We start from the raw sequence: 17,767 nt of genomic DNA, 5'->3' as shown, positions 1-17,767 counted from the left end.
GAGCCACAGGCGCCGCGGGAGATCGGCGGCGGCTACGGCCCGTCCGCGGGCGGGCAGGCAGACGGAACGCGGCGGGCCCTGAGGATGCTCATGTCGGCGGTCCGGGCGGTGCTCGTAGGCATGTGCCAAGGAGCGTCGCTCATTCAGTCAAGCCACACCATCATGGCGTCGCCTGCCTGTGCCGCAGCACCGTAGAAGGCACGGAGGTGGTGCAGGTCCCGAAGAAGAACGTCGACCCCGAGCGCCGGTCCACCGTCCGACTCAGTTCCATGGACACCCGTGAAGTCCAGGTTCTCGAAACGTCGCCGATACTCCTCGTCCGAAAGCTGCGCGAGCATTTCGGCGACTTCGGCAACTTGTACTGAAGAGAACAGCCGAGTGCCCCCGAAATCCTGGTCAACCGATCGCCCACCCGGCAACCGTTGCCCACCGATGATCGCCACAGCTGGCCCTGGGACCGCGCGGTCTCCGTTGGCCAGGACAAAGGCCGAGGTTTCCCAGCGTTTGGCGATTTGCCCGCTTTCGGCGACATACCTGTACGGGAAGGGGGGCTCCCCACCCATCATTCGATCATAGACGTCGGGCGAGATACGCCGCATCGTGAACTCACTACTCATTGCCCCTCCTGCGTGGCAGACGCAGCCTCGGCGAACAGAAGGACCATGCCCTCCCCATGAATCGCAGCCTTCGCATAGAACTTGCGAAGGCACCGAAATGCTCGGATGCAGTCCTCGACACTGATCACCGGAGCACCATCCGTTCCTCCACCCTGCGCTCCAGTGAAGTCCAGCCGCCGATGCCGTCTTTCGATTTCCCCGTCGACGAAGACATTGAGCAGACCGCTTGCTTCCGCGACTTGGTGCGGTGAGAGAGCTCTTGCGCCGAACCCGGGTGACCCGGGGACGGTTCGTCCCCCCAAGATGGCGAGTGCATGCGTCTGCGGAGATTCGATGAACCCGTGTGCGAGAATCCGTGCGAGCACGTCCCACGTCTCCCCGACCCCCCGTTCTTCCCTCTTGTATTCGTTAACGAATTCACCCGCCATCATGCGCTGATAGGTGTCTGCTGTTACGCGCCGCATGAGAAGTTGCGTCGCCATTCTGTTCTCCTTTCATGCAGCAAGTACGAACAGCTCTTCCGGCACGGGAACAACCACTTCAGCAGCCCCGACCCTTCCACGGCCCGCCACCTGGCGCCCGAGCATCCTGGCTCATCGCCATGCATGTGGGTGCCCAGGGAGTCGGACGGGGGCGTCACGGCCGACAGTCCGCCCTTTCAACCCGGTCGCTCCAGCCTTCGCCAGCACCCTGCTCGACGCGATCGGCGTCCTTCTCGGCCAACTCCGCTCAGTCGCGACCGGGTGTGGCTGGTCGTGCGAGACGCGGGGCTGGCGGATCGGCAGGTGGCCGACTCGTGGTGGAACGCTCCCTGTCAGCCGACCTGCTGCACCTTGGTCGCGTCGCTCACCCGTACCGTCCCGGCTGCAAGGACGTCCAGGTGGACACCGAGCACGATGCCGGGCTCAGCCGGGAGTTCGTGGACGGTCGCAGTACGCGTCAACTGGCCCGAAGACCGACCGCCAGCGTCAGTTCAAGGACCCGGTGTGGCGATGCGAGATCCGGAAACAGCTCCCGCAGCTGCGACATCCGGTACCGGACTGTCTGGGGATGGACGAACAACGCCGCCGCCACCTCGTCCCGCCTGCCCTGGTGCAGCAGCCACGCCCTCAATGTCTCCTCCAGCCGCCGTGCGGTCGCGACAGGCAAGGTCCTGAGGGGTGCGAGGGCTCGGGCACGCAGGTCTGCGAACGCGTCCACGTCGGCGCTCAGCACCAGCTCGGGCAGGTGGTCCTCGGTGTCGCGGATATCGGAGGAGAGGGAGCGCGCGCGTACGGCTCGTGCGTACGAGGCCGACGCACGGGTCCATGGCCGGGCCGGGCCGACCACTGCGGTGCGGTCGGTCAGCTGCCGCAAGAGGTGTGATCGGTCGGCATCGGGAACGAGCAGCACACCGGTGGCGTCCGGCAGATCGTCGAGGACAAGGGTGCTCGGGTCGAGCGCGCGGTAGGCAGGCCGGGCCTGTGCGGCGGGCAGCAGGACCGCCGTCAGCGAATCCGGAGGCTGCCATCCGGCCCGTTGAGCAGAGGCCAGCAGCACGTCCGGGCTCGCGCCGGCGAGGAGGTCGCGGGCCAGGTGTTCCAGGTGGCGCTCGTGGGCCCTGCCCCGGGCGGCCAGTTCGTCGGCGTGGCCCGCGGCGCTCGCGGCGGAGAGCTCGTCGATGTAGGCGAAGGTCAGCTCGGCGAACTTGGCGACCTCGGCGGCGGGCAGACCTGCGGACACGGCGCCCGCTGCCAGGCATCGCCAAGCCACGCGGGCACCGACGCGGTACGCGCTGAGCAGGGCGTCCATCGAACGGCCGTCGCGCACCTCGCCGCGGCCCAGTTCGTAGGCCGCGTCACCGCCGCCGCCGCCCGTGGCGTTCCCGCTGGCGAGGTCCAGGTAGTGGCCGAGGGCGGTGCGAACGGCTCGGCGAATGGTGCCGCCCATGCTGCCCGAAAGGGCGCCTGCGTAGGGAGGGACCTCGTCGATGATCGCCTGGACGACCTCGTCGGCGGTGGTCTTCAGCGCGGCCCGAAGTGCGGTGACCGTCGTCTCATCCAGGGCCAGTTCGCTGGCCCTCTGGGTCACACGACTCACGTTTTTATTCCCTGCGAACAATTCCACCCACCAGATTCACGTCCTACGGTCAGGACTTTACGCCCTGAGACGCAGCAAGCTGGAGTCATGACGAGTGCAGCCCTTCGCAGCAGGGCGTGGAAACTGCTGGAGATGGTCACGACGCCGCTCATGCCGTCGGACTACCTCGACCTGGTCAGCCCACTGCGTGCGGGCGCTGACCTGCGGGGGCGCATCGAGGCCGTGCACCCCGAGACGGATGACGCCGCGACTGTCGTGATCAGGCCGGGGCGGGGCTGGCGCGGCCACACAGCCGGTCAGTACGTGCGGATCGGGGTCGACGTCGACGGGGTGCGCCTGTGGCGTGCCTATTCCATCACCTCGCCGACGAACCGCCGGGACGGCCGCGTCACGATCACCGTGAAGGCGATCCCGGACGGCAAGGTCAGCAACCACCTGGTCCGCAGGGCGAAACCGGGCACGTTGATCCAGCTCGACCAGGCGACCGGTGACTTCGTGCTGCCGCAGACCAAGCCCGCCAAGGTGCTCTACCTGACGGCCGGCAGCGGCATCACGCCCGTGATGGGCATGCTGCGCGACACCGAGTTCGACGATGTCGTCATGGTCCACTGCGCGCCACGGCCGCAGGATGTGATCTTCCGCAGCGAACTGCACGATCTGGTCGCGGCCAAGAAGCTGCGGCTCATCGAGGTGCACACCGACACCGACGGCATGCTCGACATCGCCCGTCTCGACGAACTCGTGCCCGACTGGGCCGAGCGCGAGACCTGGGCTTGCGGGCCCGCGGGTTTGCTCGACGCCGCCGAGGAGCACTGGAGCGGGCACGGCGTACCGGAGCGCCTGCACACCGAACGCTTCCGCCCCAGCATCGTCGTCGCCGGCGCCGGCGGCGAGGTCACGTTCAGCGCCACCGGCAAGACCGTCGACGCGGACGGCGCCACGCCGTTGCTGGACGTCGGCGAGGAGGCCGGCGTGCTCATGCCGTCCGGGTGCCGCATGGGCATCTGCTTCGGCTGCGTCACGCCGCTCAAAGCGGGCGCCGTCCGCGACCTGCGCACCGGCGAGCTCACCGAGGCCGAGCCGGGCGTCCTCATCCAGACCTGTGTGTCCGCCGCGGCGGGCCCTTGTGACATCGAACGGTAGGAGCACCTTGACCGCAATCGACCCCACCGCCCACCTGACCGCCGAGCAGATCGAGGAGCTGGGCCGCGAGCTGGACGCGATCCGTGACGAGGTGATCGCCAGCCGTGGCGAGAAGGACGCCGCCTACATCCGTAAGGTCATCGCCGCCCAGCGCAAGCTGGAGCTGGTCAGCAGGGGCGTGCTGCTGTTCTCGATGTTCCCGCCCGCGTGGCTGCTCGGCACCGCCGGTCTGTCGGTGGCGAAGATCATGGACAACATGGAGATCGGCCACAACATCCTGCACGGCCAGTGGGACTGGATGCGGGACCCGAAGATCCACTCCACCACCTGGGAATGGGATCACGTCTCGCCGGCCGACCAGTGGAAGCACTCGCACAACGAGCTGCACCACACGTACACCAACGTGATCGGCAAGGACAACGACCTCGGCTACGGCATCATGCGCGTCGACGAGGACCAGAAGTGGCACCCGTTCCACCTCGGCCAGCCGCTGTGGAACTTCATCAACGCCTGCTTCTTCGAGTACGGCATCGCCGCGTACGACCTGGAGCTCGGCAAGAACCTGAGCAAACGCCGCCGCAAGAACCCGGAGTTCCGCGCGCGGGCCAAGGCCGTGGGCCGCAAGATCCGCAAGCAGGTGCTCAAGGACTACGTGATCCACCCGCTGCTGTCGGGCCCGTCGTTCCTCCCCACGCTCGCCGCCACGTTCACCGCGAACCTGGTCCGCAACATCTGGTCCCACTCCGTGATCATGTGCGGGCACTTCCCCGAGGGCGTACAGGTCTTCGAGCGCCGGTCGATCAAGGACGAGACGCGCGGCCAGTGGTACCTGCGCCAGATGATGGGCTCGGCAAACATCAGCGGCAGCAGGGCCATGCACTTCATGACCGGCAACCTGTCGCACCAGATCGAGCACCACCTGTTCCCGGACCTGCCGAGCAACCGGTACGCCGAGGTCGCGGTGAAGGTGCGCGCGCTGTTCGAGAAGTACGAGCTGGAGTACGTCACCGGACCGCTGCCCAAACAGGTGTTCTCCGCGTGGCGCAAGGTCTTCCGGCTCTCGCTGCCGAACAAGAAGCCCGAGGTCAAGACGCCGGACCGTGAGCAGGAGCTCGTCGCCGCCTGATGGTTACCAGCGCCTGGCTCCCGAACCCGAGGTCAGGCGCCCTTGTCCGCAGGCTCCAGAATCGCCACGCACTCCACGTGATGCGTCATCGGAACACGTCACAAGGTGTGTGGACGGGAGGGCCGCCCTGCCGTCGCACCACGGGAATCTGCAGGTCACATGGGGTTTCTGGATGCGCGTCCGTCGACGGGGTCGACGACGCCGTCCTCGGCGACGCGCGGGCGAGCGGCGCCAGGTTTCCGTGCAGGGCGGCTGCGAGTTCGCGGGCCCGGCTCTCGGCTGCCCCCTTTTGCAGTACGAAGTAGACCGGCCCCGTGGAGGAGTCCGAGCGGATCTCGCCGGCGCGGATCATCTGGATGACCGCGGCGCGGATCGCGTCGTACACCGAGTCGGAGACGGCGTGCTGCGGGGCGGTGATCATGTCGGGCTTCACCGTCCAGTGCTCACCCGGAGACTCGCCGGCCGCCGATGGGCGACCGGCGCGCCGGCAGGGCTCCGGCCCGGGACCGGTTGCACCGTCTTGGACAGAGAAGGACCCCAGCGTGGTGATCGCCGGGGTCCTTGCCCTGTGGTGGTCGGGGCGCTCGTTTCAGGGGCCGATGGTGGGGTCCAGTCGGTGGCGGGCCGGGAGCGTCGTCCGTGTCTTCGCGCCGGCGTCCGGTCAGGCCGAGGTCTTCGACTGCGGCTCGGCGCCTTGTGCGCGCATTTGCTCGTTGATGCGCTGTGCTTCTTCGAGTTGGTCTTCGAGGACGATGATGCGGCAGGCAGCTTCGATGGGCGTGCCCTGGTCGACGAGTTCGCGGGCACGGGCAGCGATGCGCAACTGGTAGCGGGAGTAGCGGCGGTGACCGCCTTCGGAGCGCAAAGGTGTGATCAGGCGGTGTTCGCCGAGGGCGCGCAGGAAGGCGGGGGTGGTGCCGAGCATGTCGGCGGCCCGGCCCATGGTGTAGGCGGGGTAGTCGTCGTCATCGAGAGGGGTGACGGCGCGGGAACTGCCAGGGGGCATAGACCTCTTCTTCCGGGGGACGCGTCGGGGGGCCCGGGCACCGTACCGGCACCCGGACCCCGAGCTTTCAACACCATCTACCGGCGAACTGCGCCGGCCTTGTATGTCCGCAGGGTTCGCCTGGGAGGGCGGGACTGCGGGGATCGCGGATGCGTGACCGGGGACCACCTTCCAATCCGGGGCCTGCGGTACCCGGGCGGACTGCTTCCTCGCCCGGGCGATCCTGATGGCGTCTCGCTCCTTACCTTCGGTTACTCGGTGATACTGCTGGATACCGCGGGTACTGCTCACGACCCTTCTGGGCCGTGTCCTGCTTGACCTGCCGGCACGGCAGTTCGTGTCTGCCGTGCCCACTTCGACTTCCTGGGTACGACTAAGACAGTAACCCTGCGGCGGGTTGATGTCTACTGTCGTCACGACAGGTTTTCTCCATGATCAGCGTCTGAAGTTCTTCCGCACATACGATCGGAAGAGTGCTGTCCCGGGTTGCTTCCCGGCTCGGCGACCACATGCTGGGCCTGGAGGCACAAAACCGATCCAGGTGGAGTGGGCAGGGCGTCGGCTACCTGGCGGGCCGGTAGACACCTGCGGCAGGTTCCGGCGCCCAGGGACGGTCACAGCAGGCGGCCGGCCGGATCTCCGCCGGGGCCGTCAGCCAGCACGATGGCGGCCCTGACTCGCTTGCCCACCGGCTCGCGGCGCACCTCGAAGCTCTGGCACACGGCCATGATGATCTCCAGGCCGTCCTGCCCGACCCGGCCCGGGTCTGCGGGGCAGGCCGCGGGCAGTGTCAGGTCGGTGTCCCAGACGCTGACCTGGACGGTGCCTTCACTCACCTCCAGGTCCAGCAGGCAGGGGCCTGGCGCGTACTTGATCCGCACCACCGGCCCCCGCCCGGCGTGACTTCCTGTGGCGGCCACCGCAGGCCCAGTTGGTGGCGAGACCAATACCTCGAAGCACGCCCCTGTCTCGCAGCCGCCGCACATGCGCACCCCCTGACCTGTATTGCGGCGCTGGGGCAGCCGTATGCGCCCGTCTCGCCCGGTTGCGCCACCCGGGCGGGCCGGTGCATAGAATCCGACCCCATGCCGAAGCTTGACGAGCTGCTCGTTGCGATAGCTGCCCTTGTGGAGTCCGGGCAGAGCAACCAGATGTCCCTGACCGTGGTCACCAGTGGTGCTGTCATCACCGGTCGGCTGGCTCCGGAAGCCATGTGGAAGCAGAGGGTGTCCGAGGTGCTGGCGGACTCCGCCGACCTGGGCGAGTTCTCCGCCGTCTTCGACACCCCCGCGAGGAAGGACGGACCGCCCACGCATCTGCACTTCCACGTCGCCCGGATCCTGCAGGGTACGGTGGGGATCCCGGAGACAGGCGGGATGTACCGCGTCGCGATCGAGGACGTCAGTGCCTGGACCGTGGGCGACTTCAGCTACTCCGACCACTGACTCACCGACCCACGGCACACAGTGAAACCCCACCGGCACGCTTCCGTTCCAGCGGTCGTCACAACGCCCTGGTTCAAGGGGTGCGATGGACTTCGAAATCCGGAAGGATCGGCGCCTCAGGGGCCCAGGAGATTGGACCCTGAGCGGGAGGAACACCTTCGGCTCGTGGATCCTGGAACAGGGAACACGGAAGCCTGCCGGATCATCGGCATCAACCGCCGCACCGGCAAGCGTTGGCTCTACGGCCGGCAGGCATCCGGGAGATACAGGGCAGCCCCGGCCTATCGTGGACACGGGGCTGCCCTGGCACACACCCGCACCCCCGGCTCGCCCTGAGGAACCCGTCGGCCCGTCGTGCTCCCTCACCGAGGCCGACCACATCCGCATCGCTGACCGGCTCCGGGAGACGGCGTCCGTGCGGGCCATCGGGGCCGAGCTTGGCCGCAGTCCCTCCACCGTAAGCGCCTTCACCGTCACCACGGACCTCCCGGTCTACTTCTGCGCCTCGGCCGGCCCCTGGCAGCGCGTCTCGAACGGGAACACCAACGGCCTGCTGCGGCAGTACCTCCCCAAGGGCACCGACCTGTCCCACCACACCCGCGAGGACCTGGACGCCGCCACCGAACTCAACAGCCGCCTACGCAAAATGCTCGACTGGGAGACCCCAGCCGAGCGTCTGTTCAAACTGCTCGCGGCTTGATCAACTCACCGCAGTGTTGCCACGCCCCCTGGAATTCGCCCAAGCCGGTGGGGCCTCACTGCTCGGTTCGGCTCACACCTGTCCGTACGTCAGGCGGACACGCCGGGCAGGGTGACGGCGGTTCAGCGAGAGAGGGCGAGGACGGCCAGAGCGTTGCCACGTCCGTCGGCCACGGGCGGGGCCCCGAGTCGGCGGCAGCGCATCGCACGCTCGGTTTCGGCCCTCGTGGCCGGCGGCGAGGCGAAGGGCCCGATGACGTCGGCGATGTCCCGCAGGCGGATCCGGTCCGTGTATCCGGAGCCGTCACGAACGGCCGTGAGCCGGTCCCGGGTGACCAGGCCGGTGCACATACCGTCCTCGTCACAGACGACCAGCTGACCTGTACGGGCGGCGGCCATCACGGACAGTGCCACCTCCACGGTCATGTCCTCCCAGACCTCCGGTCCGGCCGCGTCCGCGGGATCCGCTTCCGTCTGCACGGCGTTGGTACGTGGTGAGCGGAACTGCGTCTGGTCCGGCGTCAAAGGGTGCCTCCTGCGAAGTCGGGCGGGCTTCCTGACACGAAGGTTCTATGCCGCCGCACCGCCGGCGGACTGCCGTACGGACGCGCGGCGGGCCGCCGGGACGGGGCGGCGTCGGCCGCGTGAGGTGGCGCCGCGCTTCTTGGGGCGTTCGACCACCGGTGCGGTGATGACGACCGGGATGCCGGAGGGGGCCTGGGCGCCGGTGATGCGGTGCAGGGCTTCTTCGCCGACGCGGACCTGGGTGGTCTGCGGCACGATGCCGGCCGCTGCCATGAGGCGGGTCATGCCGCGGCGCTGATTGGGGGTGACCAGGGTGACGACGCTGCCGGACTCCCCTGCCCGGGCGGTGCGACCGCCGCGGTGGAGGTAGTCCTTGTGGTCGGTCGGCGGGTCGACGTTGACGACGAGGTCGAGGTTGTCGACGTGGATGCCGCGCGCCGCGACGTTGGTCGCTACCAGCACGTTGACGTGTCCGGTCTTGAACTGTGCCAGCGTGCGGGTGCGCTGTGGCTGTGACTTCCCGCCGTGCAGGGCGGCGGCCCGTACCCCGCTGTTCAGCAGGTGTTCGGTGAGGCCGTCGACGGCGTGCTTGGTGTCGAGGAACATGATCACGCGGCCGTCGCGTGCGGCGATCTGGGTGGTTGCCGCGTGCTTGTCGGCGCCGTGAACGTGGAGCACGTGGTGCTCCATCGTCGTGACCGCGCCGGCCGAGGGGTCGACGGAGTGCACGACGGGGTCGCTGAGGTAGCGGCGCACGAGCAGGTCGACGTTGCGGTCGAGAGTGGCGGAGAACAGCATGCGCTGGCCTTCGGGGCGGACCTGGTCGAGGAGGGCGGTGACCTGCGGCATGAAGCCCATGTCGGCCATCTGGTCGGCCTCGTCGAGGACGGTGACGGATACCTGGTTCAGTCGGCAGTCGCCACGGTCGATGAGGTCTTTGAGGCGTCCCGGCGTGGCGACGACGATCTCGGCGCCGGCGCGCAGCGCGCTCGCCTGTCGGCCGATCGGCATTCCGCCCACCACCGTGGCCAGCCGCAGCCTCACGGAGCGGGCGTACGGGGCGAGCGCGTCGGTGACCTGCTGCGCCAGTTCACGCGTGGGTACGAGGATCAGCCCCAGCGGCTGCCTGGCCTCGGCGCGCTGCCCGGCCGTACGGGCCAGCAGCGCCAGCCCGAAGGCGAGGGTCTTGCCGGAGCCGGTGCGGCCACGGCCCAGTACGTCGCGGCCGGCGAGGGAATTCGGCAGGGTCGCGGCCTGGATCGGGAAGGGTACGGTCACGCCATGTGAGCTGAGTGCGCCCAGCAGTGCCCTGGGCATGTCGAGATCGGCGAAGCCCTCCACGGCGGGGAGCGCGGGTGTAATCGTCTTGGGCAGCGCGAACTCCCCCTGGGCCGCGGCGGGCCGGCGGCCGTAACCACCGGAACGGCCCTGCCCGCCGGAGCGGCTCCTGGCCGACGAGCCGAATCGGCTGCCGCCCCTGCCGGATTCGGTACTGCCGTTACGGGTGCGGGTGAAGCGGTCGTTCGTGCGGGTGCGGTTCATGCGGAACCTTCCTCGATGCGGCACATATCAAGGAATTCCCGCAGCGATCAGCAGCACAGAGAATTGCAAGAATGGACCGGTGGAATGCGACAGCGAATCTGACCGACGGAAAGTCCGTGCGCACAGGAGCTGGAATGAGTGACGCGAAGCGGACGCAGTGTTCGGGCGTCCGCCGCGATGAAGCCATGAAGGGATGCGTGCACCCCTGCAGGATGCCCCGTATGCGGTGAGCCTACGGGTTTCCTGGTTGTCGTCCGCAGGCGAAACCACTGCGGAAAATGCGAGTAGCTGGGGCCCGCACCCCGAAGGACGCGGGCCCCAGCTACGATTACGCGACAGTCAGCGTCAGGCGAGAACGATGTTCTCGGCCGTCAGGCCCTTCTGGCCCTGCGCGATGTCGAAGGTCACCTTCTGGCCCTCCTGCAGCTCGCGGAAGCCCTGGGCGGCGATGTTCGAGTAGTGGGCGAACACATCAGCGCCGCCACCGTCCTGCTCGATGAAGCCGAAGCCCTTTTCCGCGTTGAACCACTTCACGGTACCAGCAGCCATGTCATTTCTCCTTTGGGGCAGTGCATCGGGATCCGCACTGCGCGGACCCTGTGTCGCCGCGATGATCAACCCGCCCGGAAAAAGACCGGACAACAAAAGTGCTTCGGTGGCGCATGCGCCGACCGGAGGGCACTTGAAGTTTTGGGAACCACAACTGCAACTGAGATCGACAGTAGCACGCCGAAGCGGCCTGCGTACGGTGAAGTATCCCACTCCGCTTAATGCGGTAGAGAATCTGCCTGCTTGTTCCGTTGAAATCTCAGCCCGCGGGCACAGATATTGCCCCTGCGGACGGCGAGGAACTGATGGCAGCCGCAGTCGTTTTTCACAGCGGTACAGGGGCACGCAAGGCGCGCACCACCGGCCGCGCACCCTCGGACAAGGCAGTGCCCTCAGCCCGGAATTCCAGTTCGGCGAGGCCATTCCCCCAGGCGAGTCCGCCGGCTGAGCCCCACCCGCGACGTGCGCACGGGCATGCGCACGTCGCGGGCCACTGCACGGCACGCCTGAGTGGAGAGCGCGAGTGCCGGCGAAGCGGTCAGACCGCGGGGCTCATGGACTCAGCCGCCGCTCTTGCGCCTGAACGACCGCTGGCTCGCAGCCGGGCCGTGCGCCGAACGCACCTTCGATCCCTCGGACTTGGCGGCAACCTCAGCGGCGTCCGCCTGCGCACCGCGCTTGCGCGCCAGGGCTTCGCGGAACTTGCGCTTGAGGTCGTAGTTGCCGTCGCTGTCCGGCTCCAGAGGGGACGTCTCCGGGGCAGCCGGCTCCGAACCTTCCGTAGATACGGGCTCTGCGGTCATGGTGACCTCCTGGGTTCGGGGGTGGGCAAGCACAGCTTGTCATGCTGGGCGCAGTGCGAGGCGCCGGCAACATCATTCTGCTCCGTTTCGGCGGGTCTCCCTCTCGCGGCCAAAGGCGTTGACTTCGTAAGTGAGGCGCACATGACGGCTTCGGGCCGGGCCGAGGTTGCCAATCCCGTGGCCAGGGGATTCGCCGCCAGGGCAACGGCTCTCGGCCGTTGCGACGCACGAGGCCGGCCTTGCGGGCCTCGGCGAGCTTGCGGGCCTCGGCGAGCTTGCGGGCCTCGCCGGCCTTTCGGGACTTGCCGCCGGTGCCGCGGGAAGGGTCCTTGCTGGTGCCGAGGCCGCGACCTTGGTCACGGTCGGCTCGATATCGGCCTCGGCCATCATGCGGCTCGACTCACGGCGCCCGGCCGCCGGCACCAGCATGACCACGCTGCCGGACTCACCGGCGCGGGCGGTGCGCCCCCCCCGGTGCGCATGGCCCTCTCGCAGCTTCCGCGATCATGAACAGCCCTGCGGTGCGAGAAGCCCGTGCGCTCGGCGGGGGCAGGCATCGCCTCAGACGCCTCTCGGAGCGTTCGACTTTGCAGAGGCGAAGGCTATGACTGCTGGTCGCCAAGGGCCCCGGCCGGATGTGACGAGCACTCGACGCGAGGGCGCAGGCAGAAGAACCCGGGGGCGGCGGTGCCGACGCCGGAGCTGCAGCACACCCCCCCTCCAACGAGGGTTGCGATCGCACAGGGTCGGACGGGGTGGAGGACCTTCCGTCGCCGCCGGCAGCTCGGGCGTTCGGTGGGGCCCGGGGCGAGCCACCCTGCACGCCGGTGCGGCGACCGGGCGCAGCGGGTCATTCCGGGGGGATGCGGAACTCGAATTCCGGGCGGTCCCACGGGACGGCGGGCGGGTTCGCCGGGGCGGTGCCGGTCCGGACGGCACCGGTGCGGTGGTAGAAGTCCTCGGCGGGACCATGCGACACGACCCTGACCCGGTCGAGCCCTGCGGCACGGGCTTCCGACTGCATGTGCGCGACGAGCAGCCGGCCGATACCCCGTCCTTGCGCCTCGTCGGCGACGAACAGCAGGTCGAGCTCCGGCGGGTCGAGGACGAGCGAGTAGAACCCGAGGACCCGGCCGCCCTGCTCATCGGCGCCGACGGCCACGAAAGCGCGGTGGGCCTCGAGGTAATCGGGGCCGACCCGGTAGCCCTCGACCGCGGCCGCGTACTTGCCTTGGTAGGCGCCCGAGCCCCGCACGATCCGCGTGAGCCGCTTGGCGTCCCGCGCGACGGCCCTCCGTATCGTGACCGGCCGGCTGATCGGGGAGGTACGTGAACGCATCGGGAGAGTATGTCGCACCGCGGAGCGCCTTCGCGCGGCGGGCCCGCCGCTCGGAGCGCCGACCTCGCATGCGCAGGGCGACATCGGGCCTGGCCTCCCATGGGCAGCGCGACATCGGGCCTGGCCTCCCATGGGCGGGGCGACAGCGGGTAAGCGGATACGCGGCACCGAGAACGTCCGCGGATGTGCGACAGCGACAATGTCCGGGGACAGGCGACGACGACACTGTCCGAGGAGAGGGCACGGCGCGGCCCGCAGGAGGAGGTCCATGGTCACCCCGCTGAAGGATCGAACGCCCGATGAACCGGGTCCTTCCGTGGCGCGGCGGTACAGCACCGCCTGGGACACGGCTGACGGCGTGTCGATAGCCGAGGCCCGGGCGGCCGTACGCACCCTCCTGTCCGAAGCCGGCCACGGACCGCGTGACCGGTCCAGCCAGGACGCCCAGCTCGTCGTGAGCGAGCTGGTCACCAACGCGGTGCGCCACGCGCCCGGCCCGGGCGCACTGCTCCTCGAGGTGACGGCCGACGGCGCCCTGCTGCGGGTCGGCGTGCGGGACACCTCCCGCCACCTCCCCCTGCCGCGGGAGCACGACCCGCGCCGTGTCGGCGGACACGGCCTGCATCTGGTGGGGCGGCTCTGCGACGAGGTCCGCGCCGTCCCCCTGGACACCGGCAAGCAGATCGTCGCGTCCCTCAGCCTGCGCGGGCGCGGCGGCTAGACGCCGAGTACGCCGAGGGGCCGCCGTGTCGGCGGCCGGCCTCGGCGGAGCACGTTTCGGTCCTTGCCCAGGATGCCCTTTCAGTCCTTGCCGAGCATGTCTCAGCCGTTGCCGAGCTTGTCCCGGTCCTGACCGAGCAGGTTTCAGTCCTGGCCGAGCAGGTTTCAGTCCTTGCTGAGCATGCCTTCCCGGAGGCGGGCGAGGCAGCGGGAGAGCAGGCGGGACACGTGCATCTGGGAGACCCCCAGGCGCTCACCGATCTGGGCCTGGGTGAGTTCCTCCACGAACCGCATGTGGATGATCTGCCGGTCGCGCTCGTCGAGCTCGGCGATCAGCGGGGTGAGGGCGTGCACGTCCTCCACCAGGTCCAAGGCGGCGTCCTCGGCGCCGATGAAGTCCTGCAGCGCGGCCTCCCCGTCCTCGTGCCCGTGGAGCGTGGCGTCCAGGGAGGAGGAGTTGTAGCCGTTGGCGGCGAGGCGGGCCTCGCGCACCTCGTCCTCCGGCAGGCTCAGCAGCTCCGACAGCTCCTTGACCGTCGGGGTACGGCCCAGGCGGCTGCGCAGCTCCTCCGTCGCCCGCGCGAGCTGGACGCGGGCCTCCTGCAGGCGGCGCGGGACGTGCACGGCCCAGGTGGTGTCGCGGAAGAACCGCTTGATCTCACCGACGATGTAGGGGATGGCGAAGGAGGTGAACTCGGACTCCCTCGACAGGTCGAACCGGTCGATCGCCTTGATCAGACCGATCATGCCGACCTGGACGATGTCCTCCATCTCCTCCGGCCCACGGCTGCGGAACCTGCCGGCGGCGAAGCGGACCAGGGACATGTTCATCTCGATCAGCGTGCTGCGCGCGTAACTGTAGGCGGGCGTGCCCTCCTCCAGCGTCGCCAGCCGGTCGAAGAAGACCTTGGACAGCTCCCGGGCGTCCTTGGGCGCCACCTGGGAGGGATCGGCGACCTCCGGCAGCTCAAGCGTCCCCGGGTCCGTAACCGTCGCACTCATGAGCGCCATGACATGTCCCTCCCACTACCCAATGATGCGGTGGCCGCCGATGTGCGCGGCCGACCCGCGATTACCCCTTCATCTTGCATCCATGCCTGCATTTACACGAACTGGGGTTCCGGTCACGTGGTCCGTCGGCGCGGGAGCGCAGGGCGGAACGCGGTGTCGTGTGCCGGCGGTGCGGTGTCCGGTGGGCCACTGGTCCCGTTCCCACGGGCGTGTCAACATCGTCAAGTGGCCCTGCGTGCAAGGTCGTTGTGCACTACGGTTGCTGATCCTTCGAGGCGCCGCGAGGAGGGAGACGGACGTGGAACAGGCCGAGGCCGCGGACCTCGCGCTGGGGCGGGCCATCGTGGCGCGGATCGCTCCCGAGGAGCTGCCCTACTTCGACGACACCGCGGCGAGCCTGCCCAAGCGGCCCGGCCGGCGGGACCGGCGGCGCCGCGAGGACGATCCGCTGGCCTTCGGCGGCGTCGCCGAGCTCGTCGTCACCAGCATCGCCTGCGGGGTCGCCACCGAGGTGGTCAAGATGATGGGCGAGACGGTCGGCAGCGGCCTGGTGGCGCGGATCCGCCGCAGGCTGGGCCGCGGACGCGGCGAGGAATCGGCCACGCCCGAAACCGAGGAGCGGCCCGCCCCTCTCACCGAGGAACGGATCGCCGAGCTGGGCGCCGCGGCCAGTCGTACCGCCGTCCTCCTCGGGCTGCCGCCGGACCGCTCCGAGCTGCTCGCCGAGGCCGTCCGGGACCACCTGAGGGAGGCCGGCGGGCCCGGTTCCGGAACATGACGGCCGTCGGGAGCGGCGAGCCGGCCCTGGAGACGCTGCCGCCACCGCGCCGGCCGCTGCCCTCGGGGACGCTCCTCGCCTTCGTCCTGCTGATCTGCGCGGTGCTGTCGTTCCTGTCCGTCCTGCACCCCGGCTACGCCGACGTCATCGCCGGGGACCGGGGCGGCCCCGATCTCAACAGCTGCCTGCGGGACGCGGTGCGGGAGGCCGGCGGTACGGCCCGGTTCCTCGAGAACGGCCCCCGGCCGAAACCGTGCGACTCCAGCGACGACCGCACCTCCCAGGGCATCCTCGTCTCGTACGCGATCCTCGCCGCGGCCACCGCAGCGCACTACTGGTTCCGCTCCGCCCGCCGGGCCCGGCGCCGCGGGGTGCGCCCGTTGGACGCCGGACGCTTCCCCTCCCTGCACGCGGAGATCACCCGTCTGACCGCGGGCGCCGAGCGGGCCCGCGGGGTCACCGTCCTGGTGGACTTCCTCGACTCGGGGGTGAACGGCGTCACCTTCGGCCGGGCCGGCCGCCGGCACATCATCCTCAGCCGCGGCCTGATCCGGCTTCACGAGGGGGACGCGGCGGACCGTGCCGCCTTCCGGGCCGTCGTCCTCCACGAAGTGGCCCATCTGCGCAACCGCGACGTCGACATCACCCTGATCACGCTGGCGCTGCTGCGCTGCTGGTTCGCGCTCCTGCTCCTCCCCCGGATGCTCGGCGATTTGGTGGGGCTGCTCTTCGTCCCGGGCAGCGCCCCGTACTCGGGGGCCGCGCTGCTCGACGCGGCGGCCTTCGCGGCGGTCGCGCTCGCCGCCCGTTCGGTGATCCTGCGGACCAGGGAGTTCCGGGCGGACGCCCGGGTCGTGGAGTGGATGGGGACACCCGAACCGCTGCTGCGCGCCTTCGGCCTCGCCTCCGCCGGGCCCGGCGGCCGGCCGCGGCGGTCGGTCCGCGGCTGGTGGGCGCGGTTCACCCGCACCCATCCGTCGTTCGCGCAGCGCCGGGACTGCCTGGCGGACCAGACGCTGCTGATGCACCAGGGCTTCGGCTTCGCCTTCGTCGTCGGTTTCTGCCTGCCGGTCTCCTGGGATCCGGTGGCCTCGGTCACCGCGCAGGTCCGCCAGAACGGCGGCATCCGCGGCTGGTGGCCGACCTGGCTGATCACCCTGCTGGTGGTGCTGGTGCTGCTGCTGACGGTGGTCCGCGCCGCGCTGCACCGGCTGGACCGCCGGGCCGCGGTGCCCTCGCCGGTGCCGTTCCGGCTCGGGGTGGGGCTGGGGGTGCTGGCGGGCTTCGCCCTCTCCCCCACGGCCATCGTCGACCATCTGATGCTGCCGGGGCTGCGGGTGTCGCTGCAGTTCTCCGGCTGGCTGGTGGTGGCGGTGCTGGCGCTGCTGTTCACCGTGTGGTGCCAGTTCCTCGGGGACTGCTGGGCCCGGTCGGTGGACCTGGCGCGGCGGCCCGTGCGCATGGTCGCGGTCCTGGGGCTGGTGGTGGCGGGCGCGGTGGTCGGCGAGGCGGACACCGTCTTCGGGCTCCAGTGGGAGATCGAGTTCGGTCAGTTCATGGACGAACGGCTGTCCGCGCTGCCGGGACCGGTGCACGCCGCGGTGTGGGCGCAGTACGTCTACATGACCCGGCTGGTCCATCCGTGGTGGCTGCTCGGCCTGCTGGCGCTGCTGCTCGGGGTGCCCCTGGCCGGGGCGGTACGCGGCTGGCGGCTGAGCCGGTACATGGTGGCGGAACGGGTCCGGCCCGCCCGGCGCGCCCTGCTGCCGGCGCTGGGGGCGACGCTGCTGACGGCCGTCCTCCTGCCGCCCGCGTACACCTGGTGGGCGCGGGTGCGGGGCCTGGAGGCCCTGGCGTACCCGCAGTTCCTCACGCCCGTCACGGTGGCGGCGGCCGCGGGGGTGCTGGCCGGCGGCCTGGCCCGGACGCGCGGCACGGCGTGGGCGGTGACCACCGCGTTCGCGGTGGGCGTCCTGCTGTCGCTGTCGCTGCCCCGGCAGCTGTGGGGCTTCCAGCTCGGCGTCGGGATCGAGGGCGCGGTCCTCGGCACCCTGCTGACGGCGGCGGCGCTGCCGCGCGGGCGCGGGGGTCCGGCGGCAGTACGCGGTGGACAAGGGCCAGGGGGTCCGCCGGCGGTGCCCGGTGGGCACGGGGGTCCGGCGGCGGTGCCCGGTGGGCGCGGGGGTCCGGCGGCGCAGGGCGGCGCCGGCGGGACGGGCCGCGGTCAGGGGCGGTAGCGCGCCTTTCGCGGCACCCCTGACTCGCCGCGCCTTTCGCGCCGCCCTGATTCGCCGCCCCTTTCGCGCCGCCCCTGATTCGCCGCGCCCTGCGTGCCGCGCCCTTCGCGCGAGTCTTTCGCGCCGCGACTCTGGCGCCGTGCCGTGT

At 70.0% G+C, this 17,767-nt stretch carries 18 protein-coding genes and 4 pseudogenes; 8 read left to right on the top strand and 14 right to left on the bottom strand.

Going from position 1 to position 17,767, the window contains the following annotated elements:
- Positions 1-143: 143 nt before the first annotated feature.
- The 4 genes from ACF1AL_RS06930 to ACF1AL_RS06915 form a co-directional block, all read right to left on the bottom strand.
- Positions 144-617, bottom strand: coding sequence for a DUF1877 family protein (locus tag ACF1AL_RS06930; RefSeq protein WP_391825481.1), 474 nt, complete (start codon positions 615-617; stop codon positions 144-146).
- Complete coding sequence (locus ACF1AL_RS06925) at positions 614-1,099, bottom strand: hypothetical protein (protein ID WP_391825480.1); 486 nt, start codon at positions 1,097-1,099, stop codon at positions 614-616. The genes ACF1AL_RS06930 and ACF1AL_RS06925 overlap by 4 nt, the downstream gene beginning before the upstream one ends.
- 332 nt (positions 1,100-1,431) lie before the next feature.
- Positions 1,432-1,560, bottom strand: coding sequence for a hypothetical protein (locus ACF1AL_RS06920; RefSeq protein WP_391701970.1), 129 nt, complete (start codon positions 1,558-1,560; stop codon positions 1,432-1,434).
- Positions 1,557-2,696 (bottom strand): PucR family transcriptional regulator, encoded by a 1,140-nt coding sequence (locus tag ACF1AL_RS06915; protein ID WP_391825711.1) that lies wholly within the window; start codon positions 2,694-2,696, stop codon positions 1,557-1,559. The genes ACF1AL_RS06920 and ACF1AL_RS06915 overlap by 4 nt, the downstream gene beginning before the upstream one ends.
- An 87-nt stretch (positions 2,697-2,783) precedes the next feature.
- Between ACF1AL_RS06915 and ACF1AL_RS06910 the strand changes: the two genes are divergently transcribed.
- Together ACF1AL_RS06910 and ACF1AL_RS06905 are read left to right on the top strand one after the other, a co-directional pair.
- Entirely contained in the window at positions 2,784-3,839 is a 1,056-nt protein-coding gene (locus ACF1AL_RS06910; protein ID WP_391701967.1) for a ferredoxin reductase, read from the top strand.
- Between the two features lie 7 nt (positions 3,840-3,846).
- The gene (locus ACF1AL_RS06905) at positions 3,847-4,965 is read left to right on the top strand and encodes a fatty acid desaturase family protein (protein WP_391701964.1); all 1,119 of its coding nucleotides are present in this window, start codon (positions 3,847-3,849) and stop codon (positions 4,963-4,965) included.
- A gap of 85 nt (positions 4,966-5,050) precedes the next feature.
- Here the strand turns inward: ACF1AL_RS06905 and ACF1AL_RS06900 are convergent, their stop codons facing one another.
- From ACF1AL_RS06900 to ACF1AL_RS06890, 3 genes and pseudogenes are all read right to left on the bottom strand, one after another.
- Positions 5,051-5,386 carry a hypothetical protein gene (locus tag ACF1AL_RS06900; protein WP_391825479.1) on the bottom strand — a complete coding sequence of 112 codons (336 nt, stop codon included), beginning with the start codon at positions 5,384-5,386 and terminating at the stop codon, positions 5,051-5,053.
- Positions 5,387-5,626: 240 nt separating this feature from the next.
- Complete coding sequence (locus ACF1AL_RS06895) at positions 5,627-5,971, bottom strand: MerR family transcriptional regulator (protein WP_391779767.1); 345 nt, start codon at positions 5,969-5,971, stop codon at positions 5,627-5,629.
- A gap of 614 nt (positions 5,972-6,585) precedes the next feature.
- Positions 6,586-6,843, bottom strand: a pseudogene (locus tag ACF1AL_RS06890) (ATP-binding protein); the annotation flags it as partial.
- Positions 6,844-7,056: 213 nt separating this feature from the next.
- Here ACF1AL_RS06890 and ACF1AL_RS06885 point away from each other — a divergent pair.
- From ACF1AL_RS06885 to ACF1AL_RS06875, 3 genes and pseudogenes are all read left to right on the top strand, one after another.
- Positions 7,057-7,416 (top strand): hypothetical protein, encoded by a 360-nt coding sequence (locus ACF1AL_RS06885; protein WP_366838109.1) that lies wholly within the window; start codon positions 7,057-7,059, stop codon positions 7,414-7,416.
- An 85-nt stretch (positions 7,417-7,501) separates the two neighbouring features.
- Positions 7,502-7,831 (top strand): annotated as a pseudogene (locus tag ACF1AL_RS06880) (hypothetical protein); the annotation flags it as partial.
- 54 nt (positions 7,832-7,885) lie between these two features.
- Positions 7,886-8,116, top strand: a pseudogene (locus ACF1AL_RS06875) (transposase); the annotation flags it as partial.
- A 122-nt stretch (positions 8,117-8,238) separates the two neighbouring features.
- On the opposite strand, the gene ACF1AL_RS06870 reads toward ACF1AL_RS06875, so the two are convergent.
- The 6 genes and pseudogenes from ACF1AL_RS06870 to ACF1AL_RS06845 all read right to left on the bottom strand — a co-directional run bounded on the left by ACF1AL_RS06870 (position 8,239) and on the right by ACF1AL_RS06845 (position 12,873).
- Positions 8,239-8,640: a CBS domain-containing protein gene (locus tag ACF1AL_RS06870; protein WP_391820850.1), complete on the bottom strand. Its 402-nt coding sequence runs from the start codon at positions 8,638-8,640 to the stop codon at positions 8,239-8,241.
- 45 nt (positions 8,641-8,685) lie between these two features.
- A complete protein-coding gene (locus ACF1AL_RS06865) occupies positions 8,686-10,182 on the bottom strand; it encodes a DEAD/DEAH box helicase (RefSeq protein ID WP_391825478.1) in 1,497 nt (498 codons plus the stop codon).
- Positions 10,183-10,527: 345 nt separating this feature from the next.
- The gene (locus ACF1AL_RS06860) at positions 10,528-10,731 is read right to left on the bottom strand and encodes a cold-shock protein (protein WP_366838112.1); all 204 of its coding nucleotides are present in this window, start codon (positions 10,729-10,731) and stop codon (positions 10,528-10,530) included.
- Positions 10,732-11,291: 560 nt separating this feature from the next.
- A complete protein-coding gene (locus ACF1AL_RS06855) occupies positions 11,292-11,534 on the bottom strand; it encodes a DUF5302 domain-containing protein (protein WP_391825477.1) in 243 nt (80 codons plus the stop codon).
- A 217-nt stretch (positions 11,535-11,751) separates the two neighbouring features.
- A pseudogene (locus ACF1AL_RS06850) lies at positions 11,752-12,017 on the bottom strand (RNA helicase); the annotation flags it as partial.
- 367 nt (positions 12,018-12,384) lie between these two features.
- Positions 12,385-12,873 carry a GNAT family N-acetyltransferase gene (locus ACF1AL_RS06845; protein ID WP_384214199.1) on the bottom strand — a complete coding sequence of 163 codons (489 nt, stop codon included), beginning with the start codon at positions 12,871-12,873 and terminating at the stop codon, positions 12,385-12,387.
- Between the two features lie 268 nt (positions 12,874-13,141).
- Here ACF1AL_RS06845 and ACF1AL_RS06840 point away from each other — a divergent pair, with 268 nt between their 5' ends.
- Positions 13,142-13,594 (top strand): ATP-binding protein, encoded by a 453-nt coding sequence (locus ACF1AL_RS06840; protein WP_384214201.1) that lies wholly within the window; start codon positions 13,142-13,144, stop codon positions 13,592-13,594.
- A 164-nt stretch (positions 13,595-13,758) separates the two neighbouring features.
- Here the strand turns inward: ACF1AL_RS06840 and ACF1AL_RS06835 are convergent, their stop codons facing one another.
- A complete protein-coding gene (locus tag ACF1AL_RS06835; RefSeq protein WP_384214203.1) occupies positions 13,759-14,604 on the bottom strand; it encodes an RNA polymerase sigma factor SigF in 846 nt (281 codons plus the stop codon).
- 298 nt (positions 14,605-14,902) lie between these two features.
- Between ACF1AL_RS06835 and ACF1AL_RS06830 the strand changes: the two genes are divergently transcribed.
- The gene (locus tag ACF1AL_RS06830; protein ID WP_366838119.1) at positions 14,903-15,382 is read left to right on the top strand and encodes a hypothetical protein; all 480 of its coding nucleotides are present in this window, start codon (positions 14,903-14,905) and stop codon (positions 15,380-15,382) included.
- Complete coding sequence (locus ACF1AL_RS06825) at positions 15,379-17,619, top strand: M48 family metalloprotease (protein WP_391825476.1); 2,241 nt, start codon at positions 15,379-15,381, stop codon at positions 17,617-17,619. The genes ACF1AL_RS06830 and ACF1AL_RS06825 overlap by 4 nt, the downstream gene beginning before the upstream one ends.
- Positions 17,620-17,767 lie beyond the last annotated feature (148 nt).

This window comes from Streptomyces sp. NPDC014801 (assembly GCF_043082085.1).
In the GTDB taxonomy this organism is placed as follows: domain Bacteria; phylum Actinomycetota; class Actinomycetes; order Streptomycetales; family Streptomycetaceae; genus Streptomyces.
This window is presented reverse-complemented; position numbering and strand designations above follow the sequence as displayed.